The organism is Aminobacter sp. MDW-2 (assembly GCF_014250155.1).
Lineage (GTDB): Bacteria > Pseudomonadota > Alphaproteobacteria > Rhizobiales > Rhizobiaceae > Aminobacter > Aminobacter ciceronei.
The window spans coordinates 3,900,357-3,918,259 of sequence record NZ_CP060197.1 but is presented as its reverse complement, the minus strand read 5'-3'; the positions used below and the strand labels follow the sequence as shown (position 1 = coordinate 3,918,259).

Sequence of the window (17,903 nt, the reverse complement as noted above, 5' to 3'; positions counted from 1 at the left end):
GCAGTGTTGGCGCCGTGACAAGGCATTTTCGGTTTGGCTTTCGTCTTGTCTGGAAAGCGACGCTGCTATTAAGTGCCGGAATGGCAAGGGAGACTACCGGTGGCAAACAGGAGGCACGATGACTAGAGAATTCGTGCAATCATGCCGCAACAGATTTGCTCCATATGCTCGGTCATGTTCATCCACTCGGCTCAATTCTGCACAATGATTGGCGGGAAACGTGAAGCCTAAGAAAGTCACATGGCCGCAGGCGCGGGCCTTTTCGGTCCATCTTCTCACCGCATCGGGTTCGTTCCTTGCCTTCCTGTCGCTGGTTGCGGCGAGTGAGGAGCGCTGGACGGCGATGTTCTGGTGGCTGGGGCTCGCTCTTTTCGTCGACGGTATCGACGGGCCGATCGCGCGCAAGCTCGAGGTCAAGGAGATCCTGCCGACATGGTCGGGCGAACTGCTCGACAACATCATTGATTACGTCACCTACGTCCTGATCCCTGCCTTCGCGCTCTACCAGAGCGGCTTCATGGGAGAGGGGCTGTCGTTTCTGTCGGGCGCGATCATCGTGGTGTCGAGCGCGATCTATTATGCCGACACCGGGATGAAGACGAAGGAGAACTTCTTCAAGGGCTTCCCGGTGGTGTGGAACATGGTGGTGTTCACGCTGTTCGTCATCGAGCCGGGGCAATGGGTGTCGTTCGCAGTGGTGGTCATCGCCGGCATACTGACCTTCGTTCCGATGAACTTCCTGCATCCGGTGCGGGTCGTCAGGCTTCGCAACATCAACCTGCCGATGACGCTGATCTGGTGCGCGTTTGGCGGTGTCGCGCTGTGGCAGGCCATGGATGCCAGCGAATGGGTCAAGATCGGCATCGCCATCAGCGGCATCTACCTGTTCTTCATCGGTGGCGTTATGCAATTTTTCCCCAAACTCGGCGGCGAGCCGGCAATCGAGACAGAGAAAGACTGACGACGTGCCCAAAGCCATACGCGTTCACGCCCACGGCGGCCCCGAAGCGCTTGTCTATGAAGAGGTAGAGGTCGCCCGACCGGGGCCCGGCCAAGCGCTCATCCGCCATACCGCGATCGGCCTGAACTTCATCGACGTCTATTTCCGCACGGGGCTTTATCCTGCGCCCGCTGGCATGCCGGTGACGCCTGGCGGCGAAGCGGCCGGCGTGGTGCTCGAACTCGGCGAGGGCGTGAACTGGCTTTCTGTCGGCGACCGCGTCGCCTATTCCATTCCGACGGGCGCCTATTGCGAGCAGCGCGTGATTGCCGCCGACAAGCTGGTCAAGCTGCCCGACGGCATCAGCGACGAGCAGGCGGCGGCGATGATGCTGAAAGGCATGACCGCCGAATACCTGCTGCTGCGTACCTTCAAAGTGAAGGCCGGCGATACGGTTCTTTACCACGCGGCCGCTGGCGGCGTCGGCCTGATCCTCGGCCAGTGGGCAAAGCACCTCGGTGCGACAGTCATCGGCACTGTAGGCTCGGACGACAAGGGCGAGCTTGCCATGGCGCATGGCTTCGACCACGTCATCAACTATCGCAGCCAGGATTTCGTCGCCGAGGTGGCTGCCATCACCGGCGGCAAGAAATGCGACGTCGTTTACGATTCCGTCGGCAACGACACCTTTCCCGGTTCGCTCGACTGCCTCAGGCCGCTCGGCACATTCGTCAGCTTCGGCCAGTCCTCGGGACCGATCCCGCCGTTCAGCATTTCGCTCCTGGCCCAGAAGGGCTCGCTGTTTGCCACCCGGCCGACGCTGTTTGTCTACAATGCGCTGCGCGAAGATATGGTAAGGTCGGCTGACGCATTGTTCGATGTGGTGCTGAGCGGCGCCGTCGAGATCAGGATCAACCAGCGTTATGCGCTACGCGACGTGGCACAGGCTCATGCCGATTTGGAAGGCCGCAAGACGACGGGGACGACGGTTCTTATCCCTTGAGTTTTCGCTGGAATTCTTGAAGCTCTTTCAACTTCTGACATGCTTTGCGCCGGGAGCAGGACGCGCCTACCATGCTCCCGGGAACATAAAAAAGAACTGACATGGGAGGCGTTGTGGACACAACCCCTTTAGCCAATGGTCGGAACCTGCTTGAGGTTCGCGGCCTGACGAAGATATTCGGCACGTTGAAGGCGTGCGACCAGGTCGACTTGACCATCGCCAAGGGCGAAATCCATGCTCTGCTCGGTGAAAACGGCGCCGGCAAGTCGACACTGGTAAAGATGCTGTTCGGCTCGCTCGAGCCCAATGCCGGCGAAATTGCCTGGAACGGACAGCCTGTCAGGATCACCAGCCCAGGCGTCGCCAAGAAACTCGGCATAGGCATGGTTTTCCAGCATTTTTCGCTGTTCGAGGCGCTGACGGCCGCCGAGAACATCGCGCTGTCGCTGGCCGACGACACGCCGATCAGCACCATTGCTGCCAAAGCGCGTGCGCTGTCCTACAGCTACGGCCTGCCGCTTGATCCGGACTCGCTTGTCGGTGATCTCTCGGTCGGTGAGCGCCAGCGCATCGAGATCATCCGCTGCCTGCTGCAGACACCCGACCTGATCATTCTCGACGAGCCGACTTCGGTGCTGACGCCACAGGAAGCCGACAAGCTGTTCGAGACGCTGGAGCGCCTGCGCGCCGAGGGCAAGTCGATCCTCTACATCTCACACCGGCTCGATGAAGTCCGCCGGCTTTGCGACAGCGCCACGATCATGCGGCACGGCAAGGTTGTGGGCCACTGCAATCCCCGGGTCGAAACACCGTCCTCGCTGGCTCGCATGATGGTCGGCACCGAGGTCAAGAACGCCGAGCGCACCACGGCATCGGTGCGTGGCGAGGAACTGCTCAGCATCTGCGGCATGAGCCGCAAGCCAGCCGGGCCGTTCTCGATGCCGCTCAAGAACATCTGGCTGAGCGTCGCCGGCGGTGAGGTCATCGGCATTGCCGGTGTCGCGGGCAACGGCCAGGGAGAACTGTTCGAGGCGATTTCGGGCGAGGCGCTGCAGGAAAGCGCAGACGCCGTCCGCATTCGCGGCAAGTCGGCCGGGCGCATGGGCATTTCGGCGCGGCGTCTGCTGGGGGCGGCTTTTGTCCCGGAGGAGCGCCTCGGTCATGGTGCCGCGCCGCGCCTGCGGCTGTCTGACAATCTCTTGCTGTCGCGCCACAGCACGGACGGCAAGGCGTTTGTCGGTACCGGCGGAATGGTCAAGTCTGGTGCTATCCAGAAGGCGGCACAGCGCATAATCGAGGTGATGGACGTGCGCAAGAGCGCGCCCGATCCGGAGGCCGCAGCCCTTTCAGGCGGCAACCTGCAGAAATTCATCATCGGCCGCGAGCTCGATCGCAATCCGTCGGTGATGGTGGTCAACCAGCCGACCTGGGGCGTCGATGCCGGTGCTGCGGCGCGCATCCGCCAGGCACTGATCGAACTCGCCCGCAATGGTTCGGCGGTGCTGGTGATCAGCCAGGATCTCGACGAGCTGTTTGAAATCTCCGATGCCATCGCTGTCATGCACAATGGCGAGCTGTCCAAGCCGATCCCGATCGCGGAGGCCACGCTAGAACGTATCGGGCTGTTGATGGGCGGCGCCGAACCAGGTCACCTCGACCCTGCGAAGGAGGTGGCGTGATGCGTATCGAACTCGTCAAGCGTCCCGAACGCTCCAAGCTGTTTGCGGCACTTTCACCCTTCATCGCGCTCGGGCTGACGCTTATTGCGGGCGCGATCATGTTCAGCCTGCTCGGCAAGAACCCGGTCGAGGCACTTTATTATTATTTCATCGACCCGCTGCGCGAGGTCTGGTCGCTGCATGAGCTGGCGGTCAAGGCAGCGCCGCTGATCCTGATCGCGGTCGGCCTGTCGATCTGCTACCTCTCCAACAACTGGAACATCGGCGCCGAGGGCCAGTTCATCGTCGGCGCCATCACAGGCTCGATACTGCCGGTCATGTTCCCCGACTTCCAATCGTGGATCGTTCTGCCGTTGATGCTCTTGATGGGTATCGCCGGCGGAGCCGCCTATGGCGCCATCCCCGCCTATCTCAAGGTGCGCTTCAACACCAACGAGATCCTGACCAGCCTGATGCTCGTCTATGTCGCGCAGCTTTTCCTCGACTGGATGGTGCGCGGTCCCTGGCGCAACCCGGCCGGCATGAACTTCCCGGAGACGCGCACCTTCAGCCCAAGTGCCGTGCTGCCCGAGATCTGGTCAGCATCGGGCCGTGCCAACTGGGGTTTTGTCTTTGCCATCGTCGCGGCGGTTGCGCTCTGGTTCATGCTGTCGCGTACCTTGAAAGGCTTTGAGGTGCTGGTGCTGGGGCAGAGCCCTCGTGCAGGGCGTTTTGCCGGATTCTCGCAGTCGCGCATGGTGTTCTTCGCTTTCCTGGTGTCGGGCGGTCTTGCAGGCCTTGCCGGCATCTCGGAAGTCTCAGGTGCCATCGGCCAGCTCCGGCCGACGATTTCACCCGGCTACGGCTTTGCCGCGATCATTGTTGCCTTCCTCGGACGCCTGAACCCGCTCGGCATCATTGCCGCGGGCCTGGTACTGGCGCTGTCTTATCTCGGCGGCGAGGCGGCGCAGATATCGATCGGCGTGTCGGACAAGGTGGTCCGCGCCTTTCAGGGCATGCTGCTGTTCTTCGTGCTCGCTTGCGACACGCTCATTCTCTATCGCATCCGCTTTGTCGGCGCCTCCGCTGCAAAGACCGTGGAGGCCACGCAAAATGTTTGAAGATATCCTGATAACGATTGCAACGGCGGCAACACCGCTGCTGATCGCGGCTGTCGGCGAACTCGTCGTCGAGCGCTCGGGCGTGCTCAATCTCGGGGTCGAAGGCATGATGGTGATGGGCGCGGTGACCGGTTTCGGCGTTGCGCTGACGACCGGCTCTCCCTGGCTTGGCGTTGTTGCCGCGATCATCGTCGGCATGCTGTTTTCACTGCTGTTCGGTTTCCTGACATTGACACTGGTGACCAACCAGGTGGCGACCGGCCTGGCCCTGACGCTGCTCGGGCTCGGTCTCTCAGGTATGCTCGGCGAAGGTTTCGTCGGCCTGCCGGGCATCAAGATGAGCTATCTCTACATCCCCTATCTCACCGATGTTCCCTATATCGGCAGGCTGTTCTTCGGTCAGGATCCGCTCTTTTACGTGTCGATTCTGCTGACGGCGGGCGTCGCCTGGTTCCTGTTTCGCTCGCGCGCCGGCCTGACGCTGCGGTCGATCGGCGACAACCACACCTCGGCGCACGCGCTTGGCATCAAGGTCATCGGCATCCGCTATCTCGCGGTCATGTTCGGCGGCGCCTGTGCGGGACTCGCCGGCGCCTACCTGTCCCTCGTCTACACGCCGCAGTGGATCGAAAACATGACCGCCGGCCGGGGCTGGATTGCCTTGGCGCTGGTGGTGTTCGCGTCCTGGCGGCCGTGGCGCGTGCTTGCGGGCGCCTATCTCTTCGGAGCGGTCTCGATCGGCCAGTTGCATGCCCAGGCCCTGGGTGTCGGCGTGCCGTCGCAACTGCTCTCTTCGCTACCCTATCTGGCAACCGTCGTGGTGCTTGTGCTCATTTCGCGCAACAGGCGGCTCACGATGGTGAACACTCCGGCTTCATTGGGGCGGCCGTTTGTGCCAGATCGCTAAGATCATGGCGACGATTCGGAAGTCGTTCCGGTGACTTCCGGTCCGAACCATGTACAGGGACTATAAAAGGATGGGATAGTGCCCCGGGCAACCACTAGAGGAACAAGAGTATGAAGAAGACAATATTGTCGTTCGCCGCGGCGGCTGCCGTGATGTCTTTCGGAACCATGGCTGCGCAAGCAGCAACCAAGGCCTGCTTTATCTATGTCGGCCCGATCGGCGATTTCGGCTGGTCGTACCAGCACCACCAGGGCCTGGAGGAGATGAAGAAGGCGCTCGGCGACCAGGTCGAGACTGCCTATCTCGAAAGCGTGCCGGAAGGTGCCGACGCTGAGCGCGCCATTGAGCGCTTCGCGCGCTCGGGTTGCAACATCGTCTTCACGACGTCGTTCGGCTATATGGATCCGACCAACAAGGTTGCCGGCAAGTTCCCGGATGTGAAATTCGAGCACGCCACCGGCTACAAGCGCGAGCATCCCAACGTCGCGACCTACAACTCGCGCTTCTATGAAGGCCGCTATGTGCAGGGTGTGATCGCCGCCAAGCTGTCGAAGGCAGGCGTTGCCGGCTACATCGCGTCCTTCCCGATCCCGGAAGTGGTGATGGGCATCAACGCTTTCGTGCTCGGTGCGCAGTCGGTCAACCCCGACTTCAAGGTCAAGGTGGTGTGGGCCAACACCTGGTTCGACCCGGGCAAGGAAGCCGACGCCGCCAAGGCGCTGATCGACCAGGGCGTCGACATCATCACCCAGCACACCGACTCGACCGCCCCGATGCAGGTTGCGACCGAGCGCGGCATCAAGGCCTTCGGCCAGGCTTCGGACATGATCAAGTTCGGCGAAAAGACCCAGCTGACCTCGATCGTCGATGACTGGGGCCCATACTACATCGAGCGGGTCAAGGCCGTGATCGACGGCAGCTGGAAGCAGCAGGACGTCTGGGGCGGCATGAAGGAAGGCCACGTCGTGATGGCGCCCTTCACCAACATGCCCGACGACGTGAAGGCGCTGGCCGAAGAGACCACCGCCAAGATCAAGTCCGGCTCGTTCAACCCCTTCACGGGCCCGATCGCCAAACAGGACGGTTCGGAATGGTTGAAGGCTGGCGAAGTGGCCGAGGACGGCGTGCTGCTCGGCATGAACTTCTACGTCAAGGGCGTGGACGACAAGCTGCCGCAGTAAGCGGATCGATATCGGCTGCGAGACGCCTCGCGGTTCAAGGAAACCCCCGGTTATGCCGGGGGTTTTTCGTTTCAGGCGTCGCATGCAGCTGGCGCCTAGTCCGAATGGACCTGTATGCCTGATGCCGCGAGGACATTTTGGGCCGATTGCAGCCAGCCCCGGGATGACCAATGAAGACGCGCGAATATGTCTGCAGCTCGCACACGATAAGCGGCGTCATGCCAGGCAACCCAGTTGCCTCGCGCCATGGCTTTGCCGAGCGTGTGGAGGCGTGTGCTGCGGCCGGCTACACCGGCATGTGCCTGCATTTCCGCGACTATGCCGAGCAGCGGGCGCGTGGGTTTGGCGATGGCGAGCTTCGCGCCATTCTGGATGCACATGGCATGAAGCATGTGTCGGTCGAGTTCCTGACCGACTGGTTCATGGACGGCGAGGCGGGCCTCATCTCCCGCCGCAACGAAGAGACGGCGTTCCGGGCGGCGGCCGCGTTCGGCGCCAAGGTCATCAATGTCGGACCCGATCTTGGCGAACGTGGCATATCGCTTGAGACGATGCAGCGGAAATTCCGCGACCTCTGCGGCCGGGCGGTCGAACATGGGCTTTCGATCGCGCTGGAACTGGTGGCCTGGGGCAATGTGCGGGACGTAGACACGGCGCTGGCGATCATCGGCGACATTCCCAATGCCGGGCTGGTCATCGATTCGTGGCATGTTTTCCGCGCCGGCGTGCCGTTGGCGGATCTCAAGCGGATTGCCGCGAACAGGATCCTGTGCGTGCAGGTGAACGATGCCGGCAAGGTGCCGGTCGGCCAGCGCTCGGCCGAGACCATGAACCGCAGCCTGTGCGGGCAGGGCGCATTCGATCTTTCCGCCTTCGCTGCGACGCTGGATGACATGGGCGTTGCCGCGCCGTTCAGCGTCGAGGTGATTTCGCCCGAACTCGCAGCTCTCGGCCGGAATGAGGCGGCGAAGATTTCGTTCGACACGGCACGGGACTGCTTTTCCTGACCATTAGCGCCCAAGGGGGGTGCGGCCATGGATGACGACGACAAAGTCGGCGTCCGAACAACCGCGTCCGAACCTTGCACGGGGCGACCGACCGCTCCGTTTTCCTGCAATTGTCGTTAGTCCGTTCGAACGATGTTGCGGGCGTCGCTGGCACGCATAAGCTGACCTCAAAATACGCCTTCCTCGTCAGCGTTCCGGGCTTGCCCGCGGTGCAGGCAGGGCGGGTTCATAAGTGAGGTCAGGGAGGCGAGCTTATGCTCAGCGAAATACTGATCATCGTGATACGCGGGATCGCCATCGGGTCGATCTTTGCCACCATCGCGATGAGCTTCAATATCGTCCATGGCGCGACCAACATCTTCAACTTCGCCCAAGGCAACATGTTCATCCTCGGCGGCTTCGCCGCCTATTTCCTGGCCAACCAGGTCGGGCTTGGCCAGTGGAGTCTGATGCTGCTGCTGACTGGCTTGGGCATCGCCGCCGTCGTCGCCGTCCAGGGCTACATCACGCTTTTGCCGCTGCGCTCCTCGGTCGAGCAGGACAGCTGGCTGATTTCGACGGTGTCGGTCTCGGTGATCGTGGCGGCGTTGCTGATGATCACACAGGGGCCGTTCGCCTATTCCGTCCAGAGCGTCGTGCCGAGCTTCCGCATCTTCGGGACCCGCACGCCGGGTGCCTATGCCTTGGCGATCGCTGCGATGATCTTCTGGTTTTTCGCGTTGCGCTACTTCCTGCGCCGCACTTTCATCGGTCTCGCCATCAGCGCGCTGTCGCAGGATTTCGACGCCGCGCGTGCTGCCGGCCTGCCGGTGCGCCGGCTGCAGCTCATCTCCTTTGCAATCAGCGGCCTGATGGTCGGTACCGTCGGCTTCCTCGTTGCTCCTGTGATCTCGGTCAGCCCTGACGCCGGCCTGAAATATGTGCTCAACGGCTTCGTCGCCGCCGTCGTCGGCGGCATCGGTTCCAACGCCGGCACGCTGATCGGTGGACCTCTGGTGGGCGTGGTGGCGATGCTGACCGCCTACAAGGTCGGTGGTGCCTATCAGGACCTCGCATCGTTGCTGGTTCTGGTGCTGATCCTGATGTTCCGGCCGCAAGGCCTGTTCGGGCGCGTCGGCGCAAGGCGGGTGTGATCATGCAGGCGACCGCGAACGTACAAACCGGACCCGTTTCCATGGCTGAAACCAAGCCGAAAGGCCGCTTCAACTCCGACCTGACGCAGGTCTGGATCGGCGTGGCGCTGATCGCGATCACCGGCTTCGGCCCGGTGATCGCCGGCAACTCCTACTGGATTCACACGTTCCAGCTGGTGAACATCTATATCGCAGCAGCCATCTTCCAGAACATGCTGTTCGTCGATGCTGGCCAGAAGTCGTTCGGCCAGGGCGCCATCCTCGGACTTGCCGCCTATGTCGCTGCGATCCTGTTCGGCCTGCATGGCTGGTCGTTTGCAGCCGCCGCGATGGGTGGCATCGTCGCTGCCATGCTTGGCGGCCTGCTGTTTGCCCTGCCGGCGTTGCGTGTACAAGGCTTCCACCTCGGCTTCGTAACCATGAGTGCCGCGATCGTTTTCCCGCAGCTTCTGGTGACGCTCGACAAGTGGACCAACGGCATCAACGGTATCAGCGTCACCGTACCGGCGCTGACCAATCCGATCGTGGGTAGCATGTCGCTGCTGGCGATCGCGGTTGCGGTATTCCCGATGATCGCGCTGTTCGTCCATTACGGCATTCGGCGCTCGAAGCTCGGCCGTATGATGTTCGTGGCGGCGCTGAGCCCGGAAGCGGCGCGTTCCCTGGGCATCAAGCCGGGAGTGATGCGCTTCACCGCCTTCATCGTCGCGTCGATCGGGACCGGTATCTGCGGTATCCTCTACTTGCCGACGGTAGCTTTCGTCAGCCCGCAGGGCTTCAACATCGAGCTGTCTTTCGTGTTCTTCTTCGCGGTCGTTGTCGGCGGTCGCGGACAGATGCTCGGTCCGATCATCGGCATCTGGATCGTCTACATCCTGCCGAACATCCTCTTGGCCGGTTTCGTCGAGTATCGCCTCTTGATGTATGGCTGCCTGACGCTTGTTGCGGTCATGGCTTTCCCCGATGGCATCGTCGGCTCGGTCGAGCGCCTGCGCGCCAAGCGCAAGCAGAGCGGCGGCGGCGAGCAGGCCTTCCGCATCGACGGTTTTCTCGCCGACCTGCAGGCCGGCAAGACGGTCCGCGAGCCGAGCGAGGAGATCGCCGTCGAGGTGCGCAACGGCACCAAGAAGTTCGGCGAGGTGGTGGCTGTCAGTGCTGTCGACCTCAAGGTTCGCAAGGGTGAGGTGCACGGACTGATCGGCGCCAACGGCTCGGGCAAAACCAGCCTGCTCAACGTGCTGAGCGGTCTGTCGCGCCTGAACACCGGCTCCTTCATGATCAACGGGGTAGACGCGACCAACATGGCGGCCGACCGCATCGCCAATATGAGCCTCGGCCGCACCTTCCAGGCGCCGCGCATCTTCAGCCAGATGTCGCTGTGGGACAACTTGAAGATCGGCATCGATGCCCGCGTCGGCCCTGCCAGCGCTGACATCACCGCGCTCGCCAAGGCGATGGAGAAGAGCTTTGGCCAGGACAGCGCGACGCTGCTGTCGCACGGCCAACGTCGTCTGGTCGAAGTGATGCGCACGGTGCTCAAGGAGGCAACCATCGTCTTGTTCGACGAGCCGGCTGCCGGGCTGTCGCAGAGCGAGCGCACCAACTTCGCCAATCTCGTCAAGTTCCTGAGCCGCCAGATGGGCAAGACAGTCATCCTGGTCGAGCACGATCTTGACCTGGTGTGGGGCATTGCCGACACCATCACTGTGCTGGAACAGGGCCGAGTGGTTTCTTCAGGCAAGCCGGACGTAGTCGCCAAGGACCCGGCTGTGCAGCATATGTTCGTGGGGTCGCGCCATGCTTGAGGTCAAGAATCTGGTTGCAGGCTATGGCACCATCCCGGTGCTGCGCGATGTGTCGCTGACCGCAAAGGCGGGCGAGATCCTGCTCATCGGCGGCGAGAATGGCGCCGGCAAGTCGACGCTGATGCGGGCGATCGCCGGCTTCAACAAACCCGACAGCGGCGAGATCCAGCTCGACGGCAAGGCGATCGGCGGGGTCGCGCCGGAGAAGGTGGCGCAGTCGGGCTTGCGCCTTGTGCTTGACGGGCACCGTGTGTTTCCCGAGCTCAGCGTGTTCGACAATCTGCGCATGGGCGCCGCCGCCCGGCGTGGCGACCGTGCCGGCTTCAACAACGCGGTCGAGGAAATCTACTCGGTCTTCCCGATCCTGAAGGAAAAGCAGAAACTCTACGCTCGCGATCTCTCAGGCGGTCAGCAGCAGATGCTGGCGCTCGGCCAAGCCTTCATCGCCCAGCCCAAGGTGCTGCTCTGCGACGAGCCGTCGATGGGCCTCGCCCAGGCGCTGCTGCCACCGATCCTCGCCTTCCTGCGTCGCTGGGCGCAGACCGGCACGGCGGTTGTCATCGTCGAGCAGCATCTGGCTGTTACCGCCCCATATGCCGACCGCGCCATGATCATCGAGCGCGGCCAGGTGAAGTTTTCGTGTCTCGCCTCAGAACTGGACGAGAAGCTGAACGCTCCGGCTGTCGCGGCGGAGTAAGGGCTGATGAATGACGAGGGCGCGGTCGGGGACCAAGTTTCGGGCGCGAATGCCGGAGACCCTGAAGACGGGCCGCGCGCCTATATCAGTTTCCGGGGGCAGGTCGAGCCGCGCTGGCTCGACGTCAACCGGCACATGAACGTGTCCTGGTACGATCATGTGTTCGATATCGCCGAAAGCGATCTGTTCGAGGTCTTTGGTATCCATGACGACTACATCAGGCGTACCAGCTACAGCTTCTTTCGGCTGGAAAAAAGCGTTCGCTACGAACGGGAACTGATGCCGGATGCAAAGCTGGAAGCCCGCAGCGTCGTGCTGTGGACCGACCTGAAGCGCGTCCACCACTTCCACGAATTGTGGAATGTCGACCAGAATTACCGCGCCGCGACGGTCGAAGGCCTGTCGATCCATGTCGACCTGCGTCTGCGCAAGGCAGCCAGGATCGTCGAGGCTGCCGTGGCCGAGCCGCTGACAAGGCTTGCCCAGGAGCACGCGCGCCTGCCGTGGCCCAGGGGCGTGGCGCGGCGAGACCTCAGGGCAAGGACGTGACGTTCAGCGACCTCGAATTCGACTATGTCGTCGTCGGCGCAGGTGCGGCCGGCTGCGTGCTCGCCGCACGCCTGTCCGAGAACCCCAATGTGCGGGTTGCCGTCATAGAGGCCGGCGGGCTGGACAAGGACATGTTGATCCGTATTCCGGGCGCCAATGTCGTGACCGGCACGCATCCGGCCTACAACTGGAACTACGAGAGCGAACCGGTGCAAGCGCTGGGCGGCCGCAAGCTCTATTGGGCCCAGGGCAAGCTCGTCGGCGGCTCCAGCTCGATCAACGGCATGATGTACATGCGCGGCCACCGGCGCGACTACGACAACTGGAAGGCGCTGGGCAATGACGGCTGGGGGTATGACGATGTTCTGCCCTATTTCAAGAAATCCGAGACCAACGAGCGCGGCGCCAACGACATTCATGGCGGCAGCGGGCCGATGCAGGTGTCGAAGGGGCAGGGCACTGCCCCCGTCTGCGACATGTTCCTCGATGCGGCGGCCGACGAAGGCTTGCCGCTGACCGACGACCTCAACAAGGACGCGGCCCAAGCCTTCGGTCATGTCGACCTGACCATTGGCAAGGGCAAGCGTTCAAGCACGGCTGCGGCCTTCCTGCACCCGGCGCTGAAGCGGCCGAACCTGACGCTGATCGTCAACGCCCCGGTCAAGCGGGTGGTGATCGAGGCGGGGATCGCCACCGGTGTGGTGTTTGCCCATGAGGGCCGGCCACGCGTGGCGCGCGCGGTCAAGGAAGTGATACTCAGCGGTGGCGCAGTCAACTCGCCGCAATTGTTGATGCTGTCGGGCGTGGGCGACGCGAGCAGCCTGCAGCGTCTCGGCATCAAGGTAAACGCAGACAGCCCCGAGGTCGGACAGAACCTGCAGAACCACCCGATGTACCGGCTGATGTACACGACGACAAAGCCGGTCAGCGCATACAGTCACGTCAAGCCGTGGGGCGCTTTGAAGGCCGGCGCGCAATATGTGTTCCAGCGTCGTGGCGTGCTGAGCCGCGGGCTGTTTCCAACATCAGGCTATTTCCACGCCGTCGAGGGCGATCCCGGCAGCGAAATCCAGGTCTGCATGGCACCGGCAACAGTGATCCGCCGTGGTCCCGGGGTGCTTGGTATCCTGCCGCGGGAACATGGCTTCACGCTGTTGCTCAACCATGGCTCGCCCTACAGCCGGGGCCAAGTCACACTCAAGTCGGCCGATGCGATGGCGCATGCCGCGATCTCGCCGAACTATTTCTCTGATCCGCGCGATCTCAAGATACTGACGGAGGGAGCCGCCCGGACGCGTGCGATTGTCAATCAGCCGGCTTTGCGCAATGTGCTTGCCAAGGAACTGTTGCCGGCGCGGTCGATCCGTTCGCTCGACGACATCGCCGAGGACATTTTGGCGACGGCCGTGACGCACTACCACGCTGCCGGCACCTGCCGGATGGGTGCGGACACAGACTCGGTGGTCGATCCGCAACTACGGGTGCGTGGTGTCGAAAGGCTGCGTGTCGCCGACGCGTCGATCATGCCGGTGCTGGTCAACGGCAACACCTATGCCGCGACAGTCATGATCGCGGAGAAGGCTGCCGATATTATCAAGGCGGCCGCATAGGCTGTTTGCCTTTGAAATAAGATAGTTAGCGAACGAAGATGATGGAGTAGACGAGATGGAAAAGCGCGTTCTCGGCCGCACGGGCCTTGAGGTTTCGGTTGTCGGTCTCGGCTGCAACAATTTTGGCGGCATGATCAGGAGTCTCGACATCGAGGGCGCCCGCAAAGTGGTGCATGCCGCGCTCGATGCCGGCATCACGCTGCTCGACACCTCGGATTCCTACGGCGTCAATGGTGGGTCGGAGATCACTTTGGGCGAGGTGCTCGGCGACCGGCGCAAGGATGTGGTGTTGGCGACCAAGTTCGCCTCGCCGCTCAACCGCGAGAAGAGCAATCGCTACAACGGATCGCGCGGCTACATCATGAATGCTGTCGAAGACAGCCTGCGCCGGCTCAAGACTGACTACATCGACCTCTACCAGTACCATTTCCCCGATCCGCAGACGCCAGTCGAGGAGACGCTGCGGGCGCTCGACGATCTCGTGAAGCAGGGCAAGGTCCGCTATCTCGGCTGCTCGAACCTGCCGGCATGGATGCTGGTCGATGCCAGCTGGACTTCGCGCCATCACAATCTGCACAGCCTGCAATCCACCCAGGCCGAATACAATCTGATCTCGCGCACGGCCGAGACCGAGCTGTTCCCGGCGATGCACCGCACCGGCATGACGCTTTTGCCCTATTTCCCGCTGGCGAGCGGCCTCCTGACCGGCAAATACCGCAAGGGTCAGGCGCTGCCGGAGGACACGCGCATGAACATGGCCTATTTCAAATCCGGCCTGACCGACGCCAATCTCGACAAGGTCGAGAAGCTGATCGGCTTCAGTGAAGCGCGCGGACGCACCATCCTCGAGCTGGCGTTTTCCTGGCTGGCCTGCCAGCCGATCGTTTCCAGCGTAATTGCGGGTGCCACCCGTCCCGAGCAGGTGGTGGCCAATGCCGCGGCTGCCTCGTGGAATCTGACGGCAGCGGAGCTCGCCGAGATCGACACGATCTGCAAATGATCGTGCGGCAAGTGATTGTGCGGCGCACAAAGTTGCCGGCGCTTTAGTCCCTTTGGACGATTGCACCCCTTGGCGGGGAACGTAGTTTCTCCGGAGCTACCAAGTTGAATTGTCAGCGGAAACCCTTGATATGAGCGATCTGGTTGAGCCGCGTACGGCAGACATCACCTATGAGACGGGCGAGCCGGTCCTCTACGAAACCGAGGGACCGATCGCCTGGGTGACGATGAATCGCCCGACGTTCAACAACGCCCAGAACTCCCAGATGACCTATGCGCTCGACGATGCCTTCAAGCGCGCAGTCGACGACGACACGGTGAAGGTCATCATCCTGCGCGGCGCGGGGAAGCATTTTTCTGCCGGCCACGACATCGGCACGCCGGGTCGCGACGTCAACAAGACCTTCGACCGTCGCCTGATGTGGTCCGACCACACCAATAAGCCGGCTGCCGAAATGCTCTACACCAGGGAGCACGAGGTCTATCTCGGCATGTGCCGACGCTGGCGCGACATCCCCAAGCCGACGATCGCACTTGTGCAGGGCGCCTGCGTCGCCGGCGGGTTGATGCTTGCCTGGGTCTGCGACTTCATCGTCGCCACCGACGATGCCTTCTTCCAGGATCCGGTGGTGCGCATGGGCATTCCAGGCGTCGAGTATTTCGCACATGCCTTCGAGCTGCCGCCGCGCGTCGCCAAGGAATTCCTGATGACGGGTGAACGCATGCCGGCGTCACGCGCCGAGCAGTTCGGCATGGTCAACAAGGTGGTTGCCCGCGACGAACTGGAAGGCGCCGGTCGGGCCATGGCCGAAAAGCTGGCGCAGTATCCGCGCCTCGGCCTCTGGCTGTCCAAGCAGGCGATCAATCATGTCGAGGACCTGCGCGGAAAGCGCACCGCCATGGACGCGCATTATCACATGCATCATTTCGCTCATGCCCAGAACGACCTGACCACCGGCAACACGCTGGGCGGACAAGACGCCAAGAGCATGGCCGCCGCCAACAAGAAGCAGGCCGGCGAGGCTTGAGCCCGCCGCCGACCAACGGGAATTTCCAAGCGTGGATCTTGATTACACCGACGAGCAGCAGGCCTTCCGCCAGGAAGTGCGCTCCTGGCTCGAAAAGCATGTGCCCAGCAAGCCGCTGCCGTCCTTCGATGCCAGCCGCGAGGGTTTTGAGGCGCATCGCGCATGGGAGCGCGTGCTGGCCGAGGGCCGCTGGGGCATGGTGACCTGGCCGGAAAGCTATGGCGGGCGCGGGCTCGACCTGATCCAGTGGCTGATCTTCGAAGAAGAATATTACCGTGCCGGCGCGCCGCTGCGCGTCAACCAGAACGGCATCTTCCTGCTCGGGCCGACGCTGATGGAATATGGCACCGAGGAGCAGAAGGCGCGCTTCCTGACCTCCATGGCCTCAGGCGACGAGATCTGGGCGCAAGCCTGGTCCGAGCCTCAAGCCGGTTCCGACCTGGCCTCGGTGCGCGCGACCGCCGTGCTTGAAGGCGACGAATATGTGCTCAAGGGCCACAAGATCTGGTCGTCGCGCGCGGTCTTCGCCGACTGGGCCTTTGGGCTGTTCCGCACCGATCCGGCGTCGCAGCGCCATAAGGGCTTGTCCCTGATCTTTTTCCCGCTCAACGCCCCCGGCGTGCGGGTGCAGGCGATCCCGCAGATCGACGGCGAGACCGGCTTTGCCGAAATCTTCCTCGACGATGTCCGCGTGTCCGCCTTCAACCGCCTCGGCGGCGAGGGCGAGGGCTGGAACATCTGTATGGCAACTGCCGGCTTCGAGCGCGGCCTGATGCTGCGCAGCCCGGCGCGCTTCCAGGTGGCGGCGCGCAAGCTGGTCGAGCTCTACAAGGCGCATGAGGCCGAGGTCGAGCCAACGGTGCGCACGGCGGTGCTGCAGTCCTGGATGGACGCCGAGGCCTATGCGCTGTCGATCTACGCCACCGCATCGCGGCTTGCCGCAGGCGGCCATATCGGCGCCGAGGCCAGCACCAACAAGATCTTCTGGTCGGAAATGGACATCGCCATGCACAAGGCGGCATTGTCGATCCTGGGCGCCCGTGCGGAACTGCTGCGCACGGCGCCCGAGGCGGGCGACATCGGCCGCTGGCTGGACGGCTACTTCTTCTCGCTGGCCGGACCGATCTATGCCGGCTCGAACGAGATCCAGCGCAACATCATCGCCGAGCGTATGCTCGGGCTGCCGCGCGCATAAGGGGAGGCGAAAAGATGGATTTCCGTTTCTCCGAAGAACAGACGATGACGGCTAACGTCGTCCGTGAGTTGCTCGCTGACGTCTGCCAGCCCGCCGACCTGCGCCGATTGATGGGCGAGGGCGCTGCCCGCGACGAGGCCCGCTGGGCCAAGATTTTGGAGATGGGCCTCGCCGGTGCCCTGGTGGCTGAAGACAGTGGCGGCCTCGGACTGTCGGCCATCGACTTCGTGCAGATCGCCGAGGCCTGCGGCTACGCCGGGCTGCCGGAGCCGCTGGTCGAGAATGCAGGCGTGGCGCTGCCGCTGCTTGCTGCCTTCTCCGACAATGCCCGGGCGGCCGCGCTGCTCGAGCGTGCGCTCGCCGGCGATGTAACCGTCACGGTGGCACATCCGGCCAATTCGTTCGTCGCCGATGCCGATACGGCCGAGGCGGTACTCGTCGTCCGCGACGGTGCTGTCCATCTCGTCGAAACCGCCAAGGCAAGGATCGTGGCGCAGCCGAGTGTCGACCCGTTCCGCCGGCTGTTCACGGTTGAATTCGAGCCGAGCGACGCGACGCTGGTTGCCGGCGCCAGTGAGGCCGCAGTCCCTCTGGCTGCCGCTCTCGACCGCGGTGCGCTGTTTGCTGCTGCCCAGATGCAGGGCATTTCCCAGCGCTGCGTCGATCTCGGTGTCGCCTATGCCAAGGAACGCCAGCAGTTCGGCAAGCCGATCGGCTCCTACCAGGCGGTCAAGCATCACCTCGCGACCGCCCAGGTCAAGATCGAGTTCGCTCGTCCGGTGCTGCATGCGGCAGCCGCCCAGCTGGAGCAGGGCGATCTCTACAGCCGCGCTCGCATCTCGCAGGCCAAGCTTGCCTGCACTGATGCCGCAGATGTCGCGGCTCGCACTTCGATCCAGGTGCATGGCGCCATGGGTTATTCCTGGGAGGTGGACGTCCACTTCTTCCTCAAGCGTGGCATCGCGTTGACCAGTTGGTGGGGCGGCACCGCCTTCCATCGCGAGCGCGTCGCAGCCCGCGTCTTTGCGCGTCCGCTCGGACCCGAACACACCTTTGCCGGAGAGGCCTGA

General features: G+C 63.0%; 16 protein-coding genes. All 16 read left to right on the top strand.

The genetic code is table 11. The features are described 5' to 3' along the window. Positions 1-220 precede the first annotated feature (220 nt). The 16 genes from pcsA (at position 221) to H5P29_RS19280 (ending at position 17,903) form a co-directional block, all read left to right on the top strand. Positions 221-961, top strand: coding sequence for a phosphatidylcholine synthase (gene pcsA, locus H5P29_RS19355; RefSeq protein ID WP_067962191.1), 741 nt, complete (start codon positions 221-223; stop codon positions 959-961). A gap of 4 nt (positions 962-965) precedes the next feature. Next, a complete protein-coding gene (locus H5P29_RS19350) occupies positions 966-1,943 on the top strand; it encodes a quinone oxidoreductase (protein ID WP_067962189.1) in 978 nt (325 codons plus the stop codon). Positions 1,944-2,044: 101 nt separating this feature from the next. Further along, positions 2,045-3,622: an ABC transporter ATP-binding protein gene (locus H5P29_RS19345; RefSeq protein WP_067962188.1), complete on the top strand. Its 1,578-nt coding sequence runs from the start codon at positions 2,045-2,047 to the stop codon at positions 3,620-3,622. Then, positions 3,622-4,722, top strand: coding sequence for an ABC transporter permease (locus H5P29_RS19340; protein WP_067962187.1), 1,101 nt, complete (start codon positions 3,622-3,624; stop codon positions 4,720-4,722). The genes H5P29_RS19345 and H5P29_RS19340 overlap by 1 nt, the downstream gene beginning before the upstream one ends. Then, positions 4,715-5,629 (top strand): ABC transporter permease, encoded by a 915-nt coding sequence (locus H5P29_RS19335; protein WP_154387379.1) that lies wholly within the window; start codon positions 4,715-4,717, stop codon positions 5,627-5,629. Before H5P29_RS19340 ends, H5P29_RS19335 begins: the two co-directional genes overlap by 8 nt. Positions 5,630-5,739: 110 nt before the next feature. After that, positions 5,740-6,810 carry a BMP family ABC transporter substrate-binding protein gene (locus H5P29_RS19330; protein ID WP_067962182.1) on the top strand — a complete coding sequence of 357 codons (1,071 nt, stop codon included), beginning with the start codon at positions 5,740-5,742 and terminating at the stop codon, positions 6,808-6,810. Between the two features lie 170 nt (positions 6,811-6,980). Then, positions 6,981-7,817 (top strand): sugar phosphate isomerase/epimerase, encoded by an 837-nt coding sequence (locus H5P29_RS19325; RefSeq protein ID WP_154387380.1) that lies wholly within the window; start codon positions 6,981-6,983, stop codon positions 7,815-7,817. A 254-nt stretch (positions 7,818-8,071) separates the two neighbouring features. Beyond that, on the top strand, positions 8,072-8,950 hold the full coding sequence (locus tag H5P29_RS19320) for a branched-chain amino acid ABC transporter permease (RefSeq protein WP_067962179.1): 879 nt from the start codon (positions 8,072-8,074) through the stop codon (positions 8,948-8,950). 41 nt (positions 8,951-8,991) lie between these two features. Then, entirely contained in the window at positions 8,992-10,755 is a 1,764-nt protein-coding gene (locus tag H5P29_RS19315; RefSeq protein ID WP_154387381.1) for an ATP-binding cassette domain-containing protein, read from the top strand. Continuing rightward, positions 10,748-11,452 carry an ABC transporter ATP-binding protein gene (locus H5P29_RS19310; protein WP_154387382.1) on the top strand — a complete coding sequence of 235 codons (705 nt, stop codon included), beginning with the start codon at positions 10,748-10,750 and terminating at the stop codon, positions 11,450-11,452. Before H5P29_RS19315 ends, H5P29_RS19310 begins: the two co-directional genes overlap by 8 nt. A gap of 6 nt (positions 11,453-11,458) precedes the next feature. Then, positions 11,459-12,001 (top strand): thioesterase family protein, encoded by a 543-nt coding sequence (locus tag H5P29_RS19305; RefSeq protein WP_154387383.1) that lies wholly within the window; start codon positions 11,459-11,461, stop codon positions 11,999-12,001. Beyond that, on the top strand, positions 11,998-13,611 hold the full coding sequence (locus tag H5P29_RS19300; RefSeq protein WP_185910137.1) for a GMC family oxidoreductase: 1,614 nt from the start codon (positions 11,998-12,000) through the stop codon (positions 13,609-13,611). The genes H5P29_RS19305 and H5P29_RS19300 overlap by 4 nt, the downstream gene beginning before the upstream one ends. A gap of 55 nt (positions 13,612-13,666) precedes the next feature. Further along, complete coding sequence (locus H5P29_RS19295; protein ID WP_154387384.1) at positions 13,667-14,611, top strand: aldo/keto reductase; 945 nt, start codon at positions 13,667-13,669, stop codon at positions 14,609-14,611. 130 nt (positions 14,612-14,741) lie between these two features. Then, on the top strand, positions 14,742-15,638 hold the full coding sequence (locus H5P29_RS19290; RefSeq protein ID WP_154387385.1) for an enoyl-CoA hydratase: 897 nt from the start codon (positions 14,742-14,744) through the stop codon (positions 15,636-15,638). 31 nt (positions 15,639-15,669) lie between these two features. Beyond that, positions 15,670-16,833, top strand: coding sequence for an acyl-CoA dehydrogenase family protein (locus H5P29_RS19285; protein WP_182574180.1), 1,164 nt, complete (start codon positions 15,670-15,672; stop codon positions 16,831-16,833). 14 nt (positions 16,834-16,847) lie between these two features. Beyond that, on the top strand, positions 16,848-17,903 hold the full coding sequence (locus tag H5P29_RS19280) for an acyl-CoA dehydrogenase family protein (RefSeq protein WP_154387386.1): 1,056 nt from the start codon (positions 16,848-16,850) through the stop codon (positions 17,901-17,903).